The sequence below is a fragment of the Bacillus sp. DX4.1 genome (assembly GCF_030348195.1).
Lineage (GTDB): Bacteria > Bacillota > Bacilli > Bacillales > Bacillaceae_G > Bacillus_A.
Genome location: NZ_JAUCFT010000008.1, coordinates 1,873,652 through 1,891,683, shown reverse-complemented (window position 1 = coordinate 1,891,683; position 18,032 = coordinate 1,873,652). Strand labels below are relative to the sequence as shown.

The following is an 18,032-nucleotide window of genomic DNA, read 5'->3' as shown; positions in this document are numbered from 1 at the left end:
AAATATCTCCTATACTGGAATAGTGTGGGAATTTCTTGTTTTTCAGGAGGATATGGATAAATGAGTGATATTATTTTAGCTGTAATATTAGGAATTGTAGAAGGGTTAACTGAATTTGCTCCTGTTTCTTCGACAGGACACTTAATTTTAGTAGGACATTTACTTGGGTTTGAAGGCACAACGCGTGCTACTACATTTGAAGTTGTCATTCAGCTCGGCTCTATCCTTGCGGTAGTCGTTGTCTTTTGGAAACGCCTGCTTAATATTGTCGGAATCGGTAAATCAGTTGAAACAGCAGGTCCTGCAAAGTCTCATCTTAATGTGCTACATGTATTTATTGGGATTCTTCCTTTTATGATAGGCGGGCTTCTATTTCATGGCTTCATTAAAAACGTTTTGTTTTCTCCAAAAACAGTTGTGATTGGACTAGTAGCTGGCGGCATTTTGATGATTACCGCTGATTTACTACATAAGAACCGTTCTGCCACATTAAATCTTGATTCTGTGACTTATAAACAAGCTTTATACATGGGATTATTTCAGTGTCTCGCTCTCATCCCTGGTCTCTCTAGAATGGGATCGACGTTATCTGGTGGTTTATTAGTTGGCATGAATCATAAAACGGCTTCTGAATTCAGCTTTATTATGGCTGTTCCCATTATGTTCGCAGCCTCTGGCAAAGACTTATTCGATAATTGGAGTCAGCTTTCTGCTAGTGATCTACCATTGTTTATTACAGGGTTTTTAACAGCTTTTATCGTTGCTTTAATCGCGATCAAATTTTTCTTGTCATTGATTTCTAAAATAAAGCTAATTCCTTTCGCGATTTATCGTTTCGTTCTAGCCATTATGTTTTGGATTTTTATTTTATAAGATTTGTTACGAATCCCTTCTGCTGTAATACAGAGGGGATTCGTTATTTTAGGATACAGGTGAAATTATATCTCCAACCGGCACTTCATCTCCATTCTTTACACGAATTCCACCTTCTGGCATAGCTGGTCCATCAATATCACGAAAATAAAGTGGTAATCCTTCCGAAAGAAATATACTTGTCTTAGAAGGATCTTGACGTTGATGATGAATATGCAAATGAGGTTCACTAGAACTCCCTGAATTCCCAACTTGAGCAATCACTATTCCTTCTTGTATATGTTGTCCAACCTTTACTCGTACTGAATCTTTCTTCAGATGAGCAATCATAAGATATGTACCTGTTTCATCTAAACGTATATATACATGATTACCTGCCATAGACTTATAGTTATCAGTACCTGGTATTAGGTCAGCTTCCACATTATTTACTGATACAACCGTTCCCGAGGCAGGAGCTACTACCTCTACTCCAAATATACCGTAATCTTCTAGTTTTGAGCTTTTTATCCCCGCTGGTGGAATGAGAAGGTCATATGCCCAACGTTCAATTGGGGCCATAGCATGATAATTCGTTTCAAGACGATCCCCACCCCATCCTACTAGCACAGGTTGATTTATAGGAAGACGAATAGTTGCTTTTGGTGTAGTCGAATGAATATCTGCTGGATAAGCCATTTGTCCAATTCCAATAAACCAGCCACATGGCCATGCTACTATTATAGAGAGAATACAAATAGCACTGGTTAGTTGACTTACTCTTCGCCTTTTAATTAATTGAAAGATTATAATAATCAACGAAACCATTAAAATAACTACGCCAAACAAACTAAAAGCTTGCATCATCCACCAAGCAAAAACTGCTACAATACCTCCAACTAGAAAAACTGAGCCCCATCCTATTAATAATACTGTAGCAAGCAATATAAGTACGACTTTCTTCCACATGTTATTCCCTCCAGTTCTACATCTTCCTTAGCTATGATATAGAACAGACATTACGACATATAAAAGAAATACTTACGATTTTCTTACGATTCCTTTTTATGTTTTGGTAGGATAATGGTGAATATTGTTTCTTGTTTATTACTCCAAACTGTTATATCACCTTCATGAATATGAGCAATACTTTTGGCAATAGCAAGTCCCATTCCTTTCCCACCAGTATGAGTACTCCTTGATTTTTCTCCTCGATAAAAATTTTCAAATACATGCGGTAGATCTTCTTCTGGAATTCGTTCCCCATAGTTTTTGATTTTTATTACGATGCTCATTTCTTCCTGCAAAATTTGAATATCAATTTTCTTTCCAGTTTTCCCATAAGAAATACTATTACTAATTACATTTTGCATTAACCTTACTATTAAGCTTATATCCGCTTCAATCTGCAAATTTTGATTACACTCGATATCAAAGTTCATCTTTGTCTCTTCTAGTTGGGGTACAAAATCAATCATTATTTGCTCCAATAATTGTTTAACTCCTATTACCTCTTTATGTAACTGAATTTCTCTATAGTTAATGTGACAATATTCTAGTAAATCATCTATTTGATCTTTCAACTCATAACTTTTTCGTTTTAGTACTGCTACATATTGATCGCAAGCTTCTCGATTTGTATCAAGATTTCTTTCCACTAAATCAACATAACCTATTAAGGATGTTACGGGCGTTCGTAGATCATGAGATATATTGCTAATCAGCTCATTTTTCATTCTTTGGGCTGTTTTTTCTTTTTCAATTGATTCTTTTAAATTTTTGGTCATCCCATTAATATTCGCTGCTAATTCGCCAATTTCATCATTTTTCACTGTTTGTATATGTACTTCTAAGTTTCCCATACTAATCTCTTTCACATTTTGATTGATTTGTTCCAATCTTCTCATCATATTCTTTGAAAATAGAAAGAAAAAGAGTGAGGTAAAAACAAGAAAAATAACAAAATAGATAAAAGAATACTTCTCTTCTAATTTAGCGACATCTCCATATGTATTTGCTATTACACTTTGAAACAATACAATGCATATAGTAGCTAATACGATGCTACAAATAAAAACGATAAAAAACTTCATTCTAATTCCTTGAAATAAGTTAGCCTTCAATTTTATATCCGACTCCCCAAACATTTTGTATAATTTTTGATTCCTTTGGGTTTTCTTCTATCTTCCCTCTTAATCTTGCGATATGAACCATGACAGTGTTATTACTTTCATAAGCTGCTTCTCCCCAAACACTTTCAAATATCTCTTCTAGTGTAAATACTCGATTTCGATGTTTTGCTAAAAGATGCAATATATCATATTCTGTCTTCGTAAGATTAATAGCTTTCCCGTACAACGTAACCTTTCTAGATCTTTCATCCATTTCTAACCCTTTAATCTGTATTTTCGTATCATGTACATGATTGCTACTTTGATTTAAATACGTATATCTTCTTATCTGAGCCTTAACTCGTGCTACAAGCTCAATTGCACTAAATGGTTTGACGATATAATCATCTGCACCTGTACTTAATCCAATTACTTTATCTACATCAGTCGATTTCGCACTTAATAGGATAATTGGAATGCTATGCTTCTCTCTTATTCTTCTACACACTTCAATACCATCCATAGCTGGCATCATAATATCAAGAATTACAAGTTGAACATCATTCGTACTGAGTAATTGTAACGCTTCTACTCCGTTATAAGCTTTTATAACTTGATATCCTTCTTGTTTCAAATACGCTTCAATTAATTGAACGATATCAGTATCGTCATCTACGATTAATATAGATTGCTGTTTCATAGTTAAACCTCATTTTGTATATTTGAAATATATTCCATAATTTTATAGTACCATGCATATAAGCAATATCTATAACATTTCTTTATACAAACTTACGTATTGTATAAAAATAAAAAAGCTAAGGCTTATACAAAGCACTTAGCTCTTATTTACTCTCCACTCAATTCTCTTCATTTCCAATGATATACGCATTTTTATACGTATACACACCACCAAATTGATGCTTCTCAATACCTTTTACATATTCCTTTTGTAAGTATGCCGAACCGGTATGATAGAGTGGTGCTACTGCAGCGTCCTCTATCAATATTTTTTCTGCCTCTTGTAAAGCTTCCCATCTTTTCCTTGGCTGTAATACAACATCACTTTTTGCTTTGTTTATCAGTTCATCGTAATGAGGATTTGAGTAAGCCATTTTATTATTCGGGTTACTTGTTGTAAATAATTCAAGAAAACTAATTGGATCTTTGTAATCCGGTCCCCATACAACCATAGACATTTCATACTGTCCGGTTTTTTCAAGCTGTAACTTCTGCTTAAATGGCTGCTGCTTTATATGTATCGTCAATCCTTGTAAGTGCTTTTCAAGTTCTTCCTTTATATATTCAGCTGTGCACTTTGCATGATCTTGTTCAAAGTTTAAAAATTCAAGTGTAACACTTTCTGTACGAAGCTCTTTCTTTGCTTCTTCCCAAAGGGTTTTCGCCTTTTCAATATTATATATGGCTATATCCCCATTTTCTTTTCGAAAATCTTTTCCATCTATTTCATTTTTATATCCTACCGGTACAAGGCCTTGTGCCGCTGTTGCCCCATTGTTTAAGAAATGCGTTACAAAGGCTTCTTTATTTAAAGCCATTGAAAGCGATTGACGTAATTTTTTATTTGCTAGTGCAGCATTACTTTGATTAAAACGCAACATGGCTATGGCAGCGTCTTTTGTCGCATAAAAGTCCTGTTTCCCTTTATATTGATCAACAAATGAAGCGTTAATAGGAATACGATCAATACTGCCAGATTCATATAAATTAACAGCTGTCGCTGTATCTTTTACAATATGAAAATTGATTTCCTTTAATTTCACTTTATCCTTATCCCAATATGTATCATTTCTCTTTAACTGAAACTCTTGCTCGTGTTTCCAATCTGTTAATACAAATGGTCCATTATAAATCAAATGCTCTGGTTCTAATCCGTAGGTGCTTCCTTTTTCAGTCACAAATGTTTCATGCTGCGGTAAATAAATAGGCAGTGCCAATAAATGAAGTAAATACGGTATCGGCTGCTCTAATTGTATCTCTAACGTATCATCATCGACTGCTTTCACTCCTAGTTGATCAATGGGCAATGCACCTTTATTTATTTCTTCTGCGTTTTTCATATGAAATAGCATGTATGCATATTGTGAAGTAGTATTCGGATTAACGGCACGTCTCCATGCATAGACAAAATCATGCGCTGTTACCGCATCTCCATTTGACCACTTTGCATCTTTACGCAAATGAAATGTATATGTTTTTCCGTCTTCACTTTTGTCAAAGGACTTTGCAACCCCTGGTTCTGGGTTGTCTTTTTCATCAAGCACATATAACCCCTCAAATATATTTTGCATCACATGTGATGATGTACCATCCATTGACTTTGCTGTGTCGAGGGACGGGATTTCTTCTGATATCGTTACATTTAATATTTGTTTTTCAACTCTCTCATTTGCTTTTTCATCTACCTTTTTATTACTACAAGCAGAAACAAATAAAGATATTGCAAGTATAATTACCATTGATAGTCTCTCTTGCCACTTCATGAATTTTTTCTCCTTAAATTCGAATAATGTTATAAAACGCTACTTATTATAACAGAATACTAGTAACAAAAGTATGATATTTTACTGAACTTTTATTCGTTTACCTTTTATAGGCTTTATAATTATTTTTTGTATAACGCCCATAGAAAGTAAAAACGTTATCCGTCCCTATTATTCGCTGGAAAGGATAACGTCCTTATATTTTCTTAATTGAATTTCTAATCTGGATTAGCTTAGAAATTCAATTACATATTTAATCCACGCTTATAACGGCCTGCTTCAAAAATAATCCGCTCTTCATCTAATGTTTGACATTCGCCATTCCAAACAATCTGTTTCCCGTTAATCACAACATCTGAAACATCTTTTCCACTCGCTGCATATACAAGGTGTGATAACACTTCTTCTGCTGGTTGTAAGTGCGGCTTATTAGATGGATCAATCGTAATAAAATCAGCATATTTCCCTACTTCAAGCGAACCTGTTTGCTTCATCCCAATTACATCTGCTGCAACTTTTGTTGCTAATGAAAGAGCCGTTTCAACAGGTAATGCCGTCGCATCTTTATGAATCCCTTTTTGCAGCAGAGTCGCGATGCGCATTTCTTCAAACATATCTAGATTGTTATTTGAAGCAACACTATCCGTTGCAATTCCGACTTTAATTCCACTTTCCAGCATAGCCTTAACGTTTGCTATACCCGATCCTAATTTTAAATTACTATTCGGATTATGTGCAACGCGTACATCATTTTCCGCTAGGAAAGCGCGCTCATTTTCATTTAGCACAACACCATGAGCAATGACAGTTGGTCTCTGGAATAATCCACAACTCGCTACATACTCTACTGGACGTTTTCCGTATTGCGCTTCAATATCACGAACTTCACGCTCTGTTTCAGAAAGATGAATATGAACCATTGTACTGTTTTCCACTGCAATTCGTGCGCACTCTTCTAGCATTTCTGTAGAGCATGTATACGGGCTATGAGGAGCGACCATCGTTGTTAACATGCCACTTGCATTGTAATAACGTTTTACATACTTCTCCGCATCACGGATTGCCTTCTTTTCGTCTTCTTTCGCGCCAAAGCTAAATAGCGTTCGTGAAACAGCGGCACGCATTCCACTATTACGAACAGTTTCCATAATAGTATCCTGATCCACTCCAATTGGATTAAACATATCAGAAAATGCTGTCGTTCCGCTTTTCACCATTTCTAATAAGCCAAGTTCTGTACTCGCAACAGCAAGTTCTGGTGTAAATTGACTTTCAAGTGGCCAAATTCTCGTTTCAAGCCATGGCTGCAGTAACATATCATCGCCTATTCCGCGTAAAATGCTCATCAATACATGCGTATGTACATTGACAAGCCCTGGTAATACCCATTTCCCATGAAGGTCAATGACTTGATCTACTTGTACTGCTGTAGGCAATTTTCCTGCCTGCACTTCTATAATTTTATCATCTTCTACAATGATATATCCGTTTTTCAATACTTCATTCTTTTCATTTAAGGTCGCAATCGTAGCGCTTACATAAGCTGTTTTCAAAACTATTTCCCCTCTCGACTCTTTTAAGTATAACCTTCCCTTTATGAGTTACTACCATTATAGTAACTCATAAAGAATCAAGAGTCAAAAGATAATTACCATGAGATAGATTGTATTACTTGTTTGTGTACTTGTTGTTTTAAAGCATTGTATTGCGTTTCATTTGTATCTGCAAATGCTTCTTTTCTGTTAGAAGGAATATCCATATATAGAATCTCTTTCGAAAATTGCGTTTCTGTAAAATCATAACGCTCACCATTGATGCTGTTATAAAAGTGCCATCCTTCTGGAACCTTTGTCTTCAGTATTTCTCCCCTAAACAAATCGTTTATCACTAATGCGGTTACACCACATTGTCCCTTTGCTGGATTATCTAATGTCCACTTTGAACTGGATTCGAGTGACCAAGATTTGAAGAAAATATCTTTCATCTTTGCTACTTCAGTACTCATCATTTAGCATCCCCTAACTAAATTCAAAATAATTTCCAATTATAAAAGGCAATCATTTATACATCATACCGCAAAAGTGGAAGTGCACGATCTTTAAAAACTGTCGATGGTGTTTCTCCTATTTGTTTCGCACCCATTTTTAAGTAAAAGCCTTTCGCATTGGGATCGCTATCAATTGTAAAGCTAGTTATTCCTATTTTAATCGCTTGTTGAACAACACATTCCCAAATAATTTTCCCATAACCTTTTCCTTTATAGACTGGGTATAAATATAGAAAATCAAGGCTATCAACTTCTTTCCTTTCGAATGAGAAAAAGCCAATTTTCACGCCTTCCTTTTCTAAAATATAAACATAGTTATTCTCAATATACTGTTCCGTAATTGTTAAATCTTCCTTACATGCCAATATAAATTCTTCACTATAATCCCACGTTGCTTTTGATTCTAAGGCAATTTTACTTAGTTCGTTTGCTTCATTTAATAAAGCTTCTCTAACTATCATTGACTTCTCCCCTTATCTTCTTTATACATACAAAAAAAGAATCCTTACATGTACTTTATCACAGTAAGAATTCTTTCGTTTTTACATACATAATTTTTCAATTTACCTTTGCGCCATAACACGTAGCAACAGCAACTGCTTGCGCAACGTCTAATCTTACATTTTTCAAATCAAACGATTTGAAATCTATTCGATCAACTGTAGCACCTCGTAAATCAGCACCTACAAGTTTAGCTTTTCCTAACAGTGCCCCTGTCAAATCCGAGTCACGTAAATCCGTTTTTTCTAAATTACATTCATACAAGTCCGCTTCAACTAAGCGAATGCCTTTTAATTTTTGCTTACTTAAATTCGCAAACCGTAAGTTCGTATAGGACCAATCGCCACCCTCGATTGTCATTCCGTCTAAATTCGCCTCTTCAAAATCCGATCCGGTCATTTTACATTCCTCAAATTTAGAAACAAATAAATTTGCTCCAGAAAATTTACAATTAGCAAAGGTGGAGCCTTTATGTATAGAGGCATTGAAAAGAGTACCCGTAAAATCACATTCGATAAAGTGGCAGTTTTGCGTTAAAATTTCTGATGCATCTACACCTCTGAAACGACATTTCATAAATGTACAGTTTCTTAACTCCTCTTCTTTTATCGCAACTTCTCGAAAATCTATTTCTATATATTCCTTATTGATAAATTCCGTCATTTTTGGACCTCCTATTTCTGAAAAAAGAAACCTCGCTTCTATGAAAAAGCGAGGTTTTCATCTTACACAATATGCTCATTTAGCCAAGAAATCAAATCTTGGAATACTTCATGGCGATTCACTTCATGGAACATTTCATGTCTACCGTTTTCATATAAACGGATCGTTACATCCTTTACGCCGCATTTTTTATACATGTCGTATACTTCTTGTACGCCTTTTCCCATATCTCCAACTGGATCACGATCACCAGAAAAGATATGTATTGGAAGATTTTTTGGTGTTTTCTTGTATTCTTCAGGCTTGTTTACTGTCAGCACACCGTTAAATAATTCACGGTAAAAGCTCGTTGTACAAATAAATCCACATAATGGATCCTCTATGTATCTATCAACTTGATTCGTATCCGAAGAAAGCCAATCAAATTTCGTACGGTTCGGCTTAAAATTCGAGTTAAAATTACCGAATGATAAAAAGTTTAGCATTGGACTTTTCTTTTTCGCGCCACGAAGTTTCATTTCAACCGTTGCAACTTTATGACCAATTACTCCTAAAAACCCAGGGTTCCCGCCCGTTCCAGAAATAAGGAATCCATCATATAACTCACCGCGAAGCTGCACAGCACGTCTTGATAGAAAAGAACCCATACTATGTCCTAGTAAAAAAAGCGGACAATCATACTCTTTACGGATCAGCTCTGAAACAAAGATCACGTCAGAAACAGCTTGGTCCCAACCAACATTTGGTTCAAAATGACCATAATCTTCTTCCTGCTTCACTGTTTGTCCATGCCCGCGATGATCGTGAGCATACACACCATATCCAGCCTTTAATAAAGCCTCAATACATTCTGTATAGACACCAGCATGTTCTGTCATACCATGTGCAATTTGTACAATCCCACGCAGCTCATTTTCTGGCAACCATTTACGTAGATAAATTTCCGATCCATCCAGTGCCATAACGAAGCTTTCCTGTATGTTCATTTTGACAGCCCCCAAATCTATAATCACTTTCATAACAATACCAATCTATATCCCTATGAAATGAATGACTATTCATTCTTCTTACTATATAAATCCATTTTGATTTTTCGACATATAGCCGCGGCTATGGATAACAAAAGGTGACCTGCACTCGTTTTCTCTCTTTGTTTTCACTATGTCTGGGCAGGAAAAGGATCTGACCGCTTCTATGCATGGCCGGATGCTCTCTTCCACCTAAAAAGAAGGGTTTTATGTCGGTTTTTTAATTTGTATTTATATATAAATTATATGCAAAAGCCTTGCTTATTACAAATCATGATTCTTTCTTTCATACTATGTTATTTCTTGACGAGACGAAAATAAAATCATATAGTTACTTACATAAAGTAACTATATGATTTGGAGGTAATTATTATGATGCCATCTTTATTTTTAGCACACGGTTCTCCTATGCTTGCAATTCAAGATACAGACTATACACAATTTTTAAAAACACTTGGTGAAACATATCAACCGAAAGCAATCGTTATTTTTACAGCTCATTGGGAGAGTGAAGTTTTAACGATTTCTTCCTCAGACGATGAATATGAAACGATTTATGATTTTGGCGGTTTTCCTCCTGAATTATATGAAATAAAATACACAGCAAAAGGTTCGTCAGCCATTGCATCTATGCTAGCAGAGAAATTTAAAAACAAAGGAATTCCAGTTCAAAAAGATACAACGAGAGGATTAGATCACGGTTCTTGGACACTACTACACCGGATGTACCCAAAAACTGATATCCCAGTCATTCAAATTTCAGTAAATCCATTCCTTCCAGCAAAAGAGCAATATGAAATTGGAAAGGCCATTCAAGGACTTGGACAAGAGGATATTTTAGTCATCGGTAGCGGTGTTACTGTACACAATTTACGCATGCTAAACTGGGAACAAACTACACCTGAATCATGGGCTGTTGAATTTGACGAATGGCTCATTGATCACATGCAACAGAACAATAAAGAGGCGCTTTTCAATTGGGAAACAGACGCTCCTCATGCACGTTTAGCCGTTCCAAGAGCTGAACACTTTGTCCCTCTTTTCATTGCCATGGGAAGTGGCGCTTCTGAAGGAAAAATGATTCATCGTAGCTATGAACTTGGCACATTAAGTTATCTTTGCTTTCAGTTTTAGTAGATACAATATGAAAAAAGGATGAAGCGTAACCTTTCGCTTCATCCTTTTTTCATACCATTCAATCAGAGTTACTTGACCCATATTGCATACACTTTTCTTGTAGTTAACTCACCTTTAAATGAACCTGTTCCGATGTTTGAATGCTTTTACTGTTGAAGTATACCCAAATGCAAGTAATAAACAAAAGCGTTGCTGTAGAGAAAAATACATACTGGAATCCGGCATGTGCAGCAAGTTGTCCGCCTAGAACAGGACCAATCATATTCCCTAAAAATTGAAATGATTGATTGTATCCGAAAATACGTCCAGTAACATGGTTTGGTGTATGTTTTTTTAATAGAGTTTGTACGGAAGGTAACAATCCAGCTTGCGCAATCCCTAGCAGAAAACGAAGCACTAATAATTGCCAAGGAGAAGTCACAAATGCTTGTGGGATAAAAATAATTCCTGCAATAAACAAAGCAACAACGAGTATTTTTTGTGGCCCAATATGATCCGACAAGCGTCCTAATCTAGGAGCTGTTAGAATAACAGCTAAACCTGTTGCAGACATAACTGCACCAGCAACCATTTCAATATGAGCAGTATTTGCATCTGCTAAATGCTTCACATACAACGTAATGATTGGCTGAATCGACATATTCGCAAGTTGAATCATAAACGTTGCTACAAATAAACTCATAATAAAAGATTTTGCTGGGACCATCGTCCACACTTTCTTTGGCTGTTCTTTTTTTTCTGTAGTAGGATTAGATTCATGTAAAAAGAAAATGACAATTAAAAAAGAAAGAAATAAAAAACCGCCCGTTACTAAGAACACGTGACGCATTCCGATTAATTCAGATAGGTATCCTCCGAGCAATGGTCCAAGTAATGAACCACTTACACCACCGGTTGATAAAGTAGAAATTGCCCAACCAGAATGTTTTTGCGGTGTCTCTGCTGCGATAAATGTCATTGCCGTTGAAAGAAAACCAGATACAGCTCCCATAAGAAAACGGAGAGCAACTAATTGATATATATTGGTTACAAATCCCATGAGTGTCATAATAATCGCCATACCAAGGCTTGCACGAATGAGCATCAATTTTCGGCCATGTACATCACCAAGTTTTCCCCATAAAGGTGATACAATCGCACCCATTAAGAATGTTACACCAAATGCAATTCCTGACCACTCTGCAATGTTAGAAGTACCAGACACTCCTAACTCCTCAATGTAAAAGGATAAAAACGGAATAACCAAACTCATTCCAGCTGCAGTAGTAAAACAACCAAGCCAACAAATGATTAAATTTCTTTTCCAGTTGGCCATTTTTACACCTTCTTTCCTAAAGACCCATTCTACACTTTTTACTTCAAAATGTTTAGCAATACGATTCCGTATAAAATGAAATTAGCCCCCAGCAGGGAATATTATTTCCTACTGGGGGCTTAGTTAAATGAATCGGGTAAAATCTACCTTATATAATCGGGATTAATCGCGCGTTACACATTCTTTCATAAAATTCAACCGGACCTGCTTGGCCTATAATCGCATATTCATAACCGATTCGCTACATTCAACTTCTTTACGTGCAATATGAAAAATTCTATTTACGTGGTTTATGAATTGATATTTCTCCATCCCAATTCCCCTTTTCACACTCTCTCATATTTTTATTTAAACCAGCTTTTTAAATAAAATTTTTGCTCCTGTATCATCAGAATCTATTCGCCACTCAATTTCCATTTCTTTTGCCATAACGGCAATAATGGACAATCCAATTCCTGCACCTTTATTAACTGAAGGTGCATTTTGAAAACCAGGCCCATGATCGACGACTGTAATTGTCGCTTCTTCATGATCAATATAAATACCGATAAATCTCCCAACTCCCGCATGGCGAATGACATTTTGAATCACATTGTCTATGATTCTTTGAAACCAATTCGCGTCAATATTCCAAAAGAGTGGCTTTTCCGGAATGACAATATCAACTTCAAATCCTTGTTCATCCAACATGTCATACCATGATGCTACAAGCTTTCTTGTTAGACGTGTCATATCCGTTTGCTTTGGATGGTACGGATACTTTTTTGCTGTTATTAAAGAGTACGATAATAAATTTTCAATAAGCTCGGCCAAGTAATTAATTTTTTCATCTATTAATTCTATCGTTTCATTTCCTTTTACTGAAATGACCTCTTCTTTCAATGAATCAATTTGTGCACGCATTACGGTTAAAGGTGTTCTCAGGTCATGAGAAAGATCCGCAATTAACTTTCTGCGAAACTGTTCCTCCTCCGCTTCTTTCATTTGGCTTTTATGTAAGGCCTCTACCATTCGATTAAATGATTCTTCTAATAAACCAATCTCATCCTGCTTTGATATTTGAACTGTTAATGGAATAGACTGATCCTGTGGAAATTCCATCGCCTTTTGTAACTTTAACAACCGTTTTCTAATTTTAAGAAAAAATATGATAGAACAAACAATAAATATGGCAAAGAAAGTGATGATTATTAATTCAAATACGACTTCATATCTTTCTCGTATTTGAACGATTGGTGCTTTCAAATATTTCCTCGGAATTTGAAATACCATAAATGCACCTTGTTTCTTTTTTCCCATATAAGATACGACGGTAAATGGATCCCCTTCGAAACTTTTTTTCATAAATGCTACCGTGTCACTTGCAGACCAGTGCTGTGGAATATTTTGTTTTTCAGGAATTTGAAAACGTGTTTGTCCCTGTCCATCTATCCAAAACATAGAGCTTTCCGGATATTGCTCACGAAACAACTGAAACGCCTTCTTAATTTCCTCTGGATTCTCTTCATGCAACGCCTTCGCCTGATTAGCCCATTTTTCTTCAATTTGTTCAGTGCCATAATAGGGATTTAGATCCTCTATCCGCTCTAATGAATTTGTAAAAAAAAACGAACTCAGTGGAACAATAAAAGGTAACAATATAAGTGCCACAAAAATAATAAGAAGATATCTTCGTAATAAAGACGTACTTTTCCTCATGCTTTGCACCGATAGCCAATCCCGCGTATCGTTTCTATAATTGTTGGGCTACTTGGATTCCGCTCGATTTTCTCTCGCAAATGCCGAATATGAACCATTAGAGCTTTATCGCCCTCTATATACGATTCGTTCCATACAGCTTCAAAAATCTGTTCTTTTGTTAACGTTCGATTTATATGTTTCATCAAATAAAAAAAGATTTGATGTTGCTTTCCTGATAAAACAATTTCATCATTTGTGTCTGTATTTACAATACGATAGTCTTTCGTAAATACTTGTAAATGCCGAACACGTTGAACCTCTGCTCCGTCCCTGTTATATCTTCTCAACAATACTTCAATTCGTGCTATTAACTCCTTTGGGTGAAATGGCTTCGTTATATAATCATCTGCAAATGTTAATCCATATATTTTATCTTCTAATGTTGTTCGTGCCGTAAGCATAATGATTGGTGTATCTGGATATTCACTTTTAAAACGCTGTCCCAATGTAAAGCCATCTAATCCTGGCAACATCACATCTAAAACAATTACATCTGCTGTTTTACTCGCTTCGGAACTCCCCTTCTCTGAAGTAAACCATAAAACTTCGTAATCTTGTTTCTCAAGTTCTTTTTTTATCCACTCACCAATTTCAATATCATCCTCAATATATAAAATGCGTCTCATTTTTTCACCTTCATATACAAATTTAACCTTTCCCTTCCATGATAAGGAATAAGAGTCCTTTTGAAAACCATTACACTCCAAATCCAAGGAATATTATATAAATTTAAACAAATCTTAAACTCTCCTAACCTTATCATTAACCTTCATTTTTTATACTAGATGGGAGGTGATATGAAAATGACTTATATTTTAGAAACAAAAGGGTTAACAAAAAAATATCGAAATAATTATGTTGTACACAACGTAGACTTAAAAATTCCAAAAGGAGAAATCTACGGTTTTCTCGGTCCTAATGGTGCTGGAAAAACAACCAGTATTCGTATGTTATTAGGTCTTATTAAACCAACGCAAGGCAGCGTCACCATTTTCAATCAAGATTTAGTGAAAGAACGATTATCCATTCTATCTAAAATCGGCGCTCTTGTTGAAAACCCATCTTATTATGCTCACTTAAATGCAATTGAAAACTTAGAAGTCTATCGTATTTTAAGAAATGTTCCAAAAGAAAAAATCGGGGAGGTTTTACAAATTGTCGGCTTACAACATGCCGCGAAACAAAAAGTAAAAGAATATTCATTAGGGATGAAACAACGTTTAGGAATTGCGATTGCCCTACTTGGCGATCCGCAGCTATTGATTTTAGATGAGCCGACAAATGGTCTTGATCCACAAGGTATTCACGAAATACGCACGTTAATTAAAAAACTAGCCAAAGAAAGAGGAATTACCATCCTTATATCCAGTCACTTATTAAGCGAGATCGATCAAATGGCGACTTATGTTGGTATTATTTCAAAAGGCGAGCTTATTTTCCAAGATAAAATTGAAGCACTGCGACACCATGCTCAGCATACGATTTCACTTATGACAGATAAACCTGATGCTGCTTGGAAAGCAATTCTCGCCAAAGGAACTCCTTCGGTGCGAGAAGAGGATAAAATCATCCTCTCAAACGCAACAAATCAAACTGTTGCGGATATTGTAAGAACACTAGTAACACACAACATCGCTGTATTTCGAATTGAAGAAAATAAAAAATCACTGGAAGATATATTCTTACAGCTTGTAAGGGAGGAAAAAGCGGATGTACAAGCGCCTCTTTCAATCTGAAATCTTAAAAATAAAGAGAAAGTGGATTTGGTTTTTAATCGTTTTAGGACCGGTAGGTGTTATTTCACTCCAAGCATGTAACTTTTTTCTTCGTTATGATTTTTTGACAGATAAGTATGCACAAGACTTATGGGCCGGGCTTCTTTCTGAAGTTCAACCTCTTGCCTTAACAACTCTTATATTAGGGATTACTATCGTTACTTCTTTAATTGCACATCTAGAACATCATTCTACTTCATGGAAACACCTTTTATCATTACCTATAAAAAAAAGAGATGTTTTTATAACAAAATTTATACTTGTGTTTTGTTTACTTACTGTATCTTGCTTTTTACTATTGATAGGTACAGTTGGATTAGGCTTAGCTTTACAATTTGATGCTTCAATCCCGTGGTTCGCTTTATTCAAAATGAGTTTTTATCCATATTTTTCCGCACTACCAATCGTAGCTTTACAATTATGGATTGCTATCGTATTTGATAACCAAGGCATCGCTTTTACAGTAGGAATGTTAGGAACGATCTTCGCCATGTTTTCATCAGCCCTTCCAAATTGGATCATATGGAGATGGCCAAGTTTACATATTGACTGGGGACCTCCTATTCTATGTGTAGCAATAGGCATTGCCGTTAGCTTATTTATGTTGTATATCGAAACAGTAGACTATGTAAGAAGGGATGTGCACAAGTAATGCTCTGGCTCAAAATAATGCAAGCAGAATTTTATAAAATTAGAAAAACAAAAATATGGGTCTTGCTATTTCTCAGCTCTCTCATAACAGGTGGATTAGCTTTTATAACTGCCACCCACTATCCCGAGTATAAACAATGGCAACTCATCTACAGTGTTATGGTACTGATACATGGAATGCTATTTCTACCATTATTAACAGGGATTTTCACTGCTTTTATTTGCAGATATGAACATTCTCATGGTGGTTGGAAACAGCTTTTAGTTCAACCTATTGCACGTTATCAACTTTATATCGTTAAATTTTTCTTTATTCTTTTATTTACAGCTTCTTTGCAAATTTTATTTGGAATAAGCTTTGTTATAGTAAGTTGGCTTTCTGGAGTAACTGGTTCTTTCCCGATAGACTCCGTACTAAAAAGCTTAATTGGCGGCTGGATCGCCACACTCCCTTTAATTTCCTTACAATTGTGGGTTTCAACCATTTGGTCTAGTTTTGCAGCACCGCTTGCTTTAAATGTCATTGCAACTATACCAGCTTTAATTATTTCGCAGTCTGAAAGATTCGCACCTTTTTATCCATGGTCTCAGCCATTTAAAGCGATGATGCCTCCAGATGATCCACAACTGTTATTCATATCGGTTCAAACATTAGTCTTTGTGATTATGGGAAGTTTTGTTTTTTTCTTTATCGGTGGATTCATGCATTTTATGAAGAAATCCTATTAACTTCATATTTCTATGTATATAGAATTAGAAAAAGCCCAGTAATTCTCTCTTCATTTTTTGAGGAAACTACTGGGCTATCATTTCTATTATACAAACCGAAACTAACAATTTTAAAAATATAAATCATATCCATACATCAACGAAACAATCACCGCCACAACAAAGATCCCGGGTAATAGATTCGCCACCTTAATTTTAATAATCCCTAATAAATTCAAACCAATCGCAAAAATCATAATTCCACCAGTAGCAGTCATTTCAACGATAAACTGATTCATCAATGCCTCTGGTACAAAACGATCAATTTGCGTCGCAAATAATGCAATGGCTCCTTCATATAAAATGACAGGTATCGCCGAAAATAGCACACCAATTCCCAGCGTTGTCGTTAAAATAAGTGAAATGAATCCATCAATAATTGCCTTTGTAAATAATACATCATGATTTCCGCGAATGCCACTATCTAATGCCCCGATAATCCCCATTGCACCAATAGCAAAGATTAACGTTGCTGTTACAAATCCTAAAGATATACTACCTTGTCCATTTGAACCGACCTTCTTTTCTAACCAATCCCCTAAACTCGTTAATTTCTCTTCTAATTTCAACCATTCTCCAATCACTGCACCAATGACGAGACTTAGAATGGCAATAAGAAAGTTTTCACCTTTCAATCCCATTTGTAAACCGAGTACCATGACGGCCAGACCAATTGCATGCATAACCTTCCCTTCATACTTTCCGGAATACTACTTAATAATCTACCAAATAAAGTGCCGATTAATATGAAAATCCCATTTACTAAGGCTCCTAGTATTACCATCATTCATTCTCCATTCCATTTGTATCTATATAAATCCATTTTGATTTTTCGACATATAGCCGCGGCTATGGATAACAAAAGGTGACCTGCACTCGTTTGCTCTCTTTGTTTTCACTATGTCTGGGGCTGGAAAAGGATCTGACCGCTTCTATACAT

At 35.7% G+C, this 18,032-nt stretch carries 17 protein-coding genes and 2 pseudogenes; 5 read left to right on the top strand and 14 right to left on the bottom strand.

All coding sequences use genetic code 11. From position 1 onward, the window contains the following. Positions 1-60: 60 nt before the first annotated feature. On the top strand, positions 61-873 hold the full coding sequence (gene bacA, locus QUF99_RS12575; protein ID WP_289370454.1) for an undecaprenyl-diphosphate phosphatase: 813 nt from the start codon (positions 61-63) through the stop codon (positions 871-873). Positions 874-921: 48 nt separating this feature from the next. On the opposite strand, the gene QUF99_RS12570 is transcribed toward bacA, so the two are convergent. The 9 genes from QUF99_RS12570 to QUF99_RS12530 form a co-directional block, all read right to left on the bottom strand. Next, a complete protein-coding gene (locus tag QUF99_RS12570; protein ID WP_289370453.1) occupies positions 922-1,821 on the bottom strand; it encodes a M23 family metallopeptidase in 900 nt (299 codons plus the stop codon). Positions 1,822-1,904: 83 nt separating this feature from the next. Beyond that, positions 1,905-2,999, bottom strand: a complete 1,095-nt coding sequence (locus QUF99_RS12565; RefSeq protein ID WP_483298600.1) for a sensor histidine kinase — start codon at positions 2,997-2,999, stop codon at positions 1,905-1,907. Continuing rightward, entirely contained in the window at positions 2,965-3,663 is a 699-nt protein-coding gene (locus QUF99_RS12560; protein WP_289370452.1) for a response regulator transcription factor, read from the bottom strand. The genes QUF99_RS12565 and QUF99_RS12560 overlap by 35 nt, the downstream gene beginning before the upstream one ends. 160 nt (positions 3,664-3,823) lie before the next feature. Next, positions 3,824-5,467: a peptide ABC transporter substrate-binding protein gene (locus QUF99_RS12555; protein WP_289370451.1), complete on the bottom strand. Its 1,644-nt coding sequence runs from the start codon at positions 5,465-5,467 to the stop codon at positions 3,824-3,826. Positions 5,468-5,712: 245 nt separating this feature from the next. Then, a complete protein-coding gene (locus QUF99_RS12550) occupies positions 5,713-7,020 on the bottom strand; it encodes a bifunctional S-methyl-5'-thioadenosine deaminase/S-adenosylhomocysteine deaminase (protein ID WP_289370450.1) in 1,308 nt (435 codons plus the stop codon). Positions 7,021-7,115: 95 nt separating this feature from the next. Next, the gene (locus tag QUF99_RS12545) at positions 7,116-7,472 is read right to left on the bottom strand and encodes a YunG family protein (RefSeq protein ID WP_483298599.1); all 357 of its coding nucleotides are present in this window, start codon (positions 7,470-7,472) and stop codon (positions 7,116-7,118) included. Between the two features lie 56 nt (positions 7,473-7,528). Further along, on the bottom strand, positions 7,529-7,975 hold the full coding sequence (locus QUF99_RS12540; protein ID WP_289370447.1) for a GNAT family N-acetyltransferase: 447 nt from the start codon (positions 7,973-7,975) through the stop codon (positions 7,529-7,531). Positions 7,976-8,072: 97 nt separating this feature from the next. Further along, positions 8,073-8,678, bottom strand: a complete 606-nt coding sequence (locus tag QUF99_RS12535) for a pentapeptide repeat-containing protein (protein ID WP_289370444.1) — start codon at positions 8,676-8,678, stop codon at positions 8,073-8,075. Positions 8,679-8,740: 62 nt separating this feature from the next. Further along, on the bottom strand, positions 8,741-9,664 hold the full coding sequence (locus QUF99_RS12530; RefSeq protein ID WP_289370442.1) for an alpha/beta fold hydrolase: 924 nt from the start codon (positions 9,662-9,664) through the stop codon (positions 8,741-8,743). A gap of 414 nt (positions 9,665-10,078) precedes the next feature. On the opposite strand from QUF99_RS12530, the gene QUF99_RS12525 reads away from it, so the two are divergent. After that, positions 10,079-10,840, top strand: a complete 762-nt coding sequence (locus tag QUF99_RS12525; RefSeq protein WP_289370440.1) for a DODA-type extradiol aromatic ring-opening family dioxygenase — start codon at positions 10,079-10,081, stop codon at positions 10,838-10,840. Positions 10,841-10,946: 106 nt separating this feature from the next. Here the strand turns inward: QUF99_RS12525 and QUF99_RS12520 are convergent, their stop codons facing one another. The 4 genes and pseudogenes from QUF99_RS12520 to QUF99_RS12505 form a co-directional block, all read right to left on the bottom strand. Then, on the bottom strand, positions 10,947-12,158 hold the full coding sequence (locus QUF99_RS12520) for a multidrug efflux MFS transporter (RefSeq protein ID WP_289370439.1): 1,212 nt from the start codon (positions 12,156-12,158) through the stop codon (positions 10,947-10,949). Between the two features lie 148 nt (positions 12,159-12,306). Beyond that, positions 12,307-12,393 (bottom strand): annotated as a pseudogene (locus QUF99_RS12515) (N-acetyltransferase); the annotation flags it as partial. Positions 12,394-12,506: 113 nt separating this feature from the next. Continuing rightward, positions 12,507-13,856: a HAMP domain-containing sensor histidine kinase gene (locus QUF99_RS12510; protein WP_289370438.1), complete on the bottom strand. Its 1,350-nt coding sequence runs from the start codon at positions 13,854-13,856 to the stop codon at positions 12,507-12,509. Continuing rightward, positions 13,853-14,524 carry a response regulator transcription factor gene (locus QUF99_RS12505; protein ID WP_289370437.1) on the bottom strand — a complete coding sequence of 224 codons (672 nt, stop codon included), beginning with the start codon at positions 14,522-14,524 and terminating at the stop codon, positions 13,853-13,855. Before QUF99_RS12505 ends, QUF99_RS12510 begins: the two co-directional genes overlap by 4 nt. Positions 14,525-14,701: 177 nt before the next feature. Here QUF99_RS12505 and QUF99_RS12500 point away from each other — a divergent pair, with 177 nt between their 5' ends. From QUF99_RS12500 to QUF99_RS12490, 3 genes are read left to right on the top strand one after another with little or no spacing between them, the layout of a single operon-like run. Next, positions 14,702-15,634, top strand: a complete 933-nt coding sequence (locus QUF99_RS12500) for an ABC transporter ATP-binding protein (protein WP_289370436.1) — start codon at positions 14,702-14,704, stop codon at positions 15,632-15,634. Beyond that, a complete protein-coding gene (locus QUF99_RS12495) occupies positions 15,609-16,325 on the top strand; it encodes an ABC transporter permease (protein WP_289370435.1) in 717 nt (238 codons plus the stop codon). The genes QUF99_RS12500 and QUF99_RS12495 overlap by 26 nt, the downstream gene beginning before the upstream one ends. Further along, positions 16,325-17,053: an ABC transporter permease gene (locus QUF99_RS12490; protein ID WP_289370434.1), complete on the top strand. Its 729-nt coding sequence runs from the start codon at positions 16,325-16,327 to the stop codon at positions 17,051-17,053. The genes QUF99_RS12495 and QUF99_RS12490 overlap by 1 nt, the downstream gene beginning before the upstream one ends. 110 nt (positions 17,054-17,163) lie before the next feature. Here QUF99_RS12490 and QUF99_RS12485 read toward each other — a convergent pair. After that, a pseudogene (locus QUF99_RS12485) lies at positions 17,164-17,876 on the bottom strand (DUF554 domain-containing protein). Positions 17,877-18,032 lie beyond the last annotated feature (156 nt).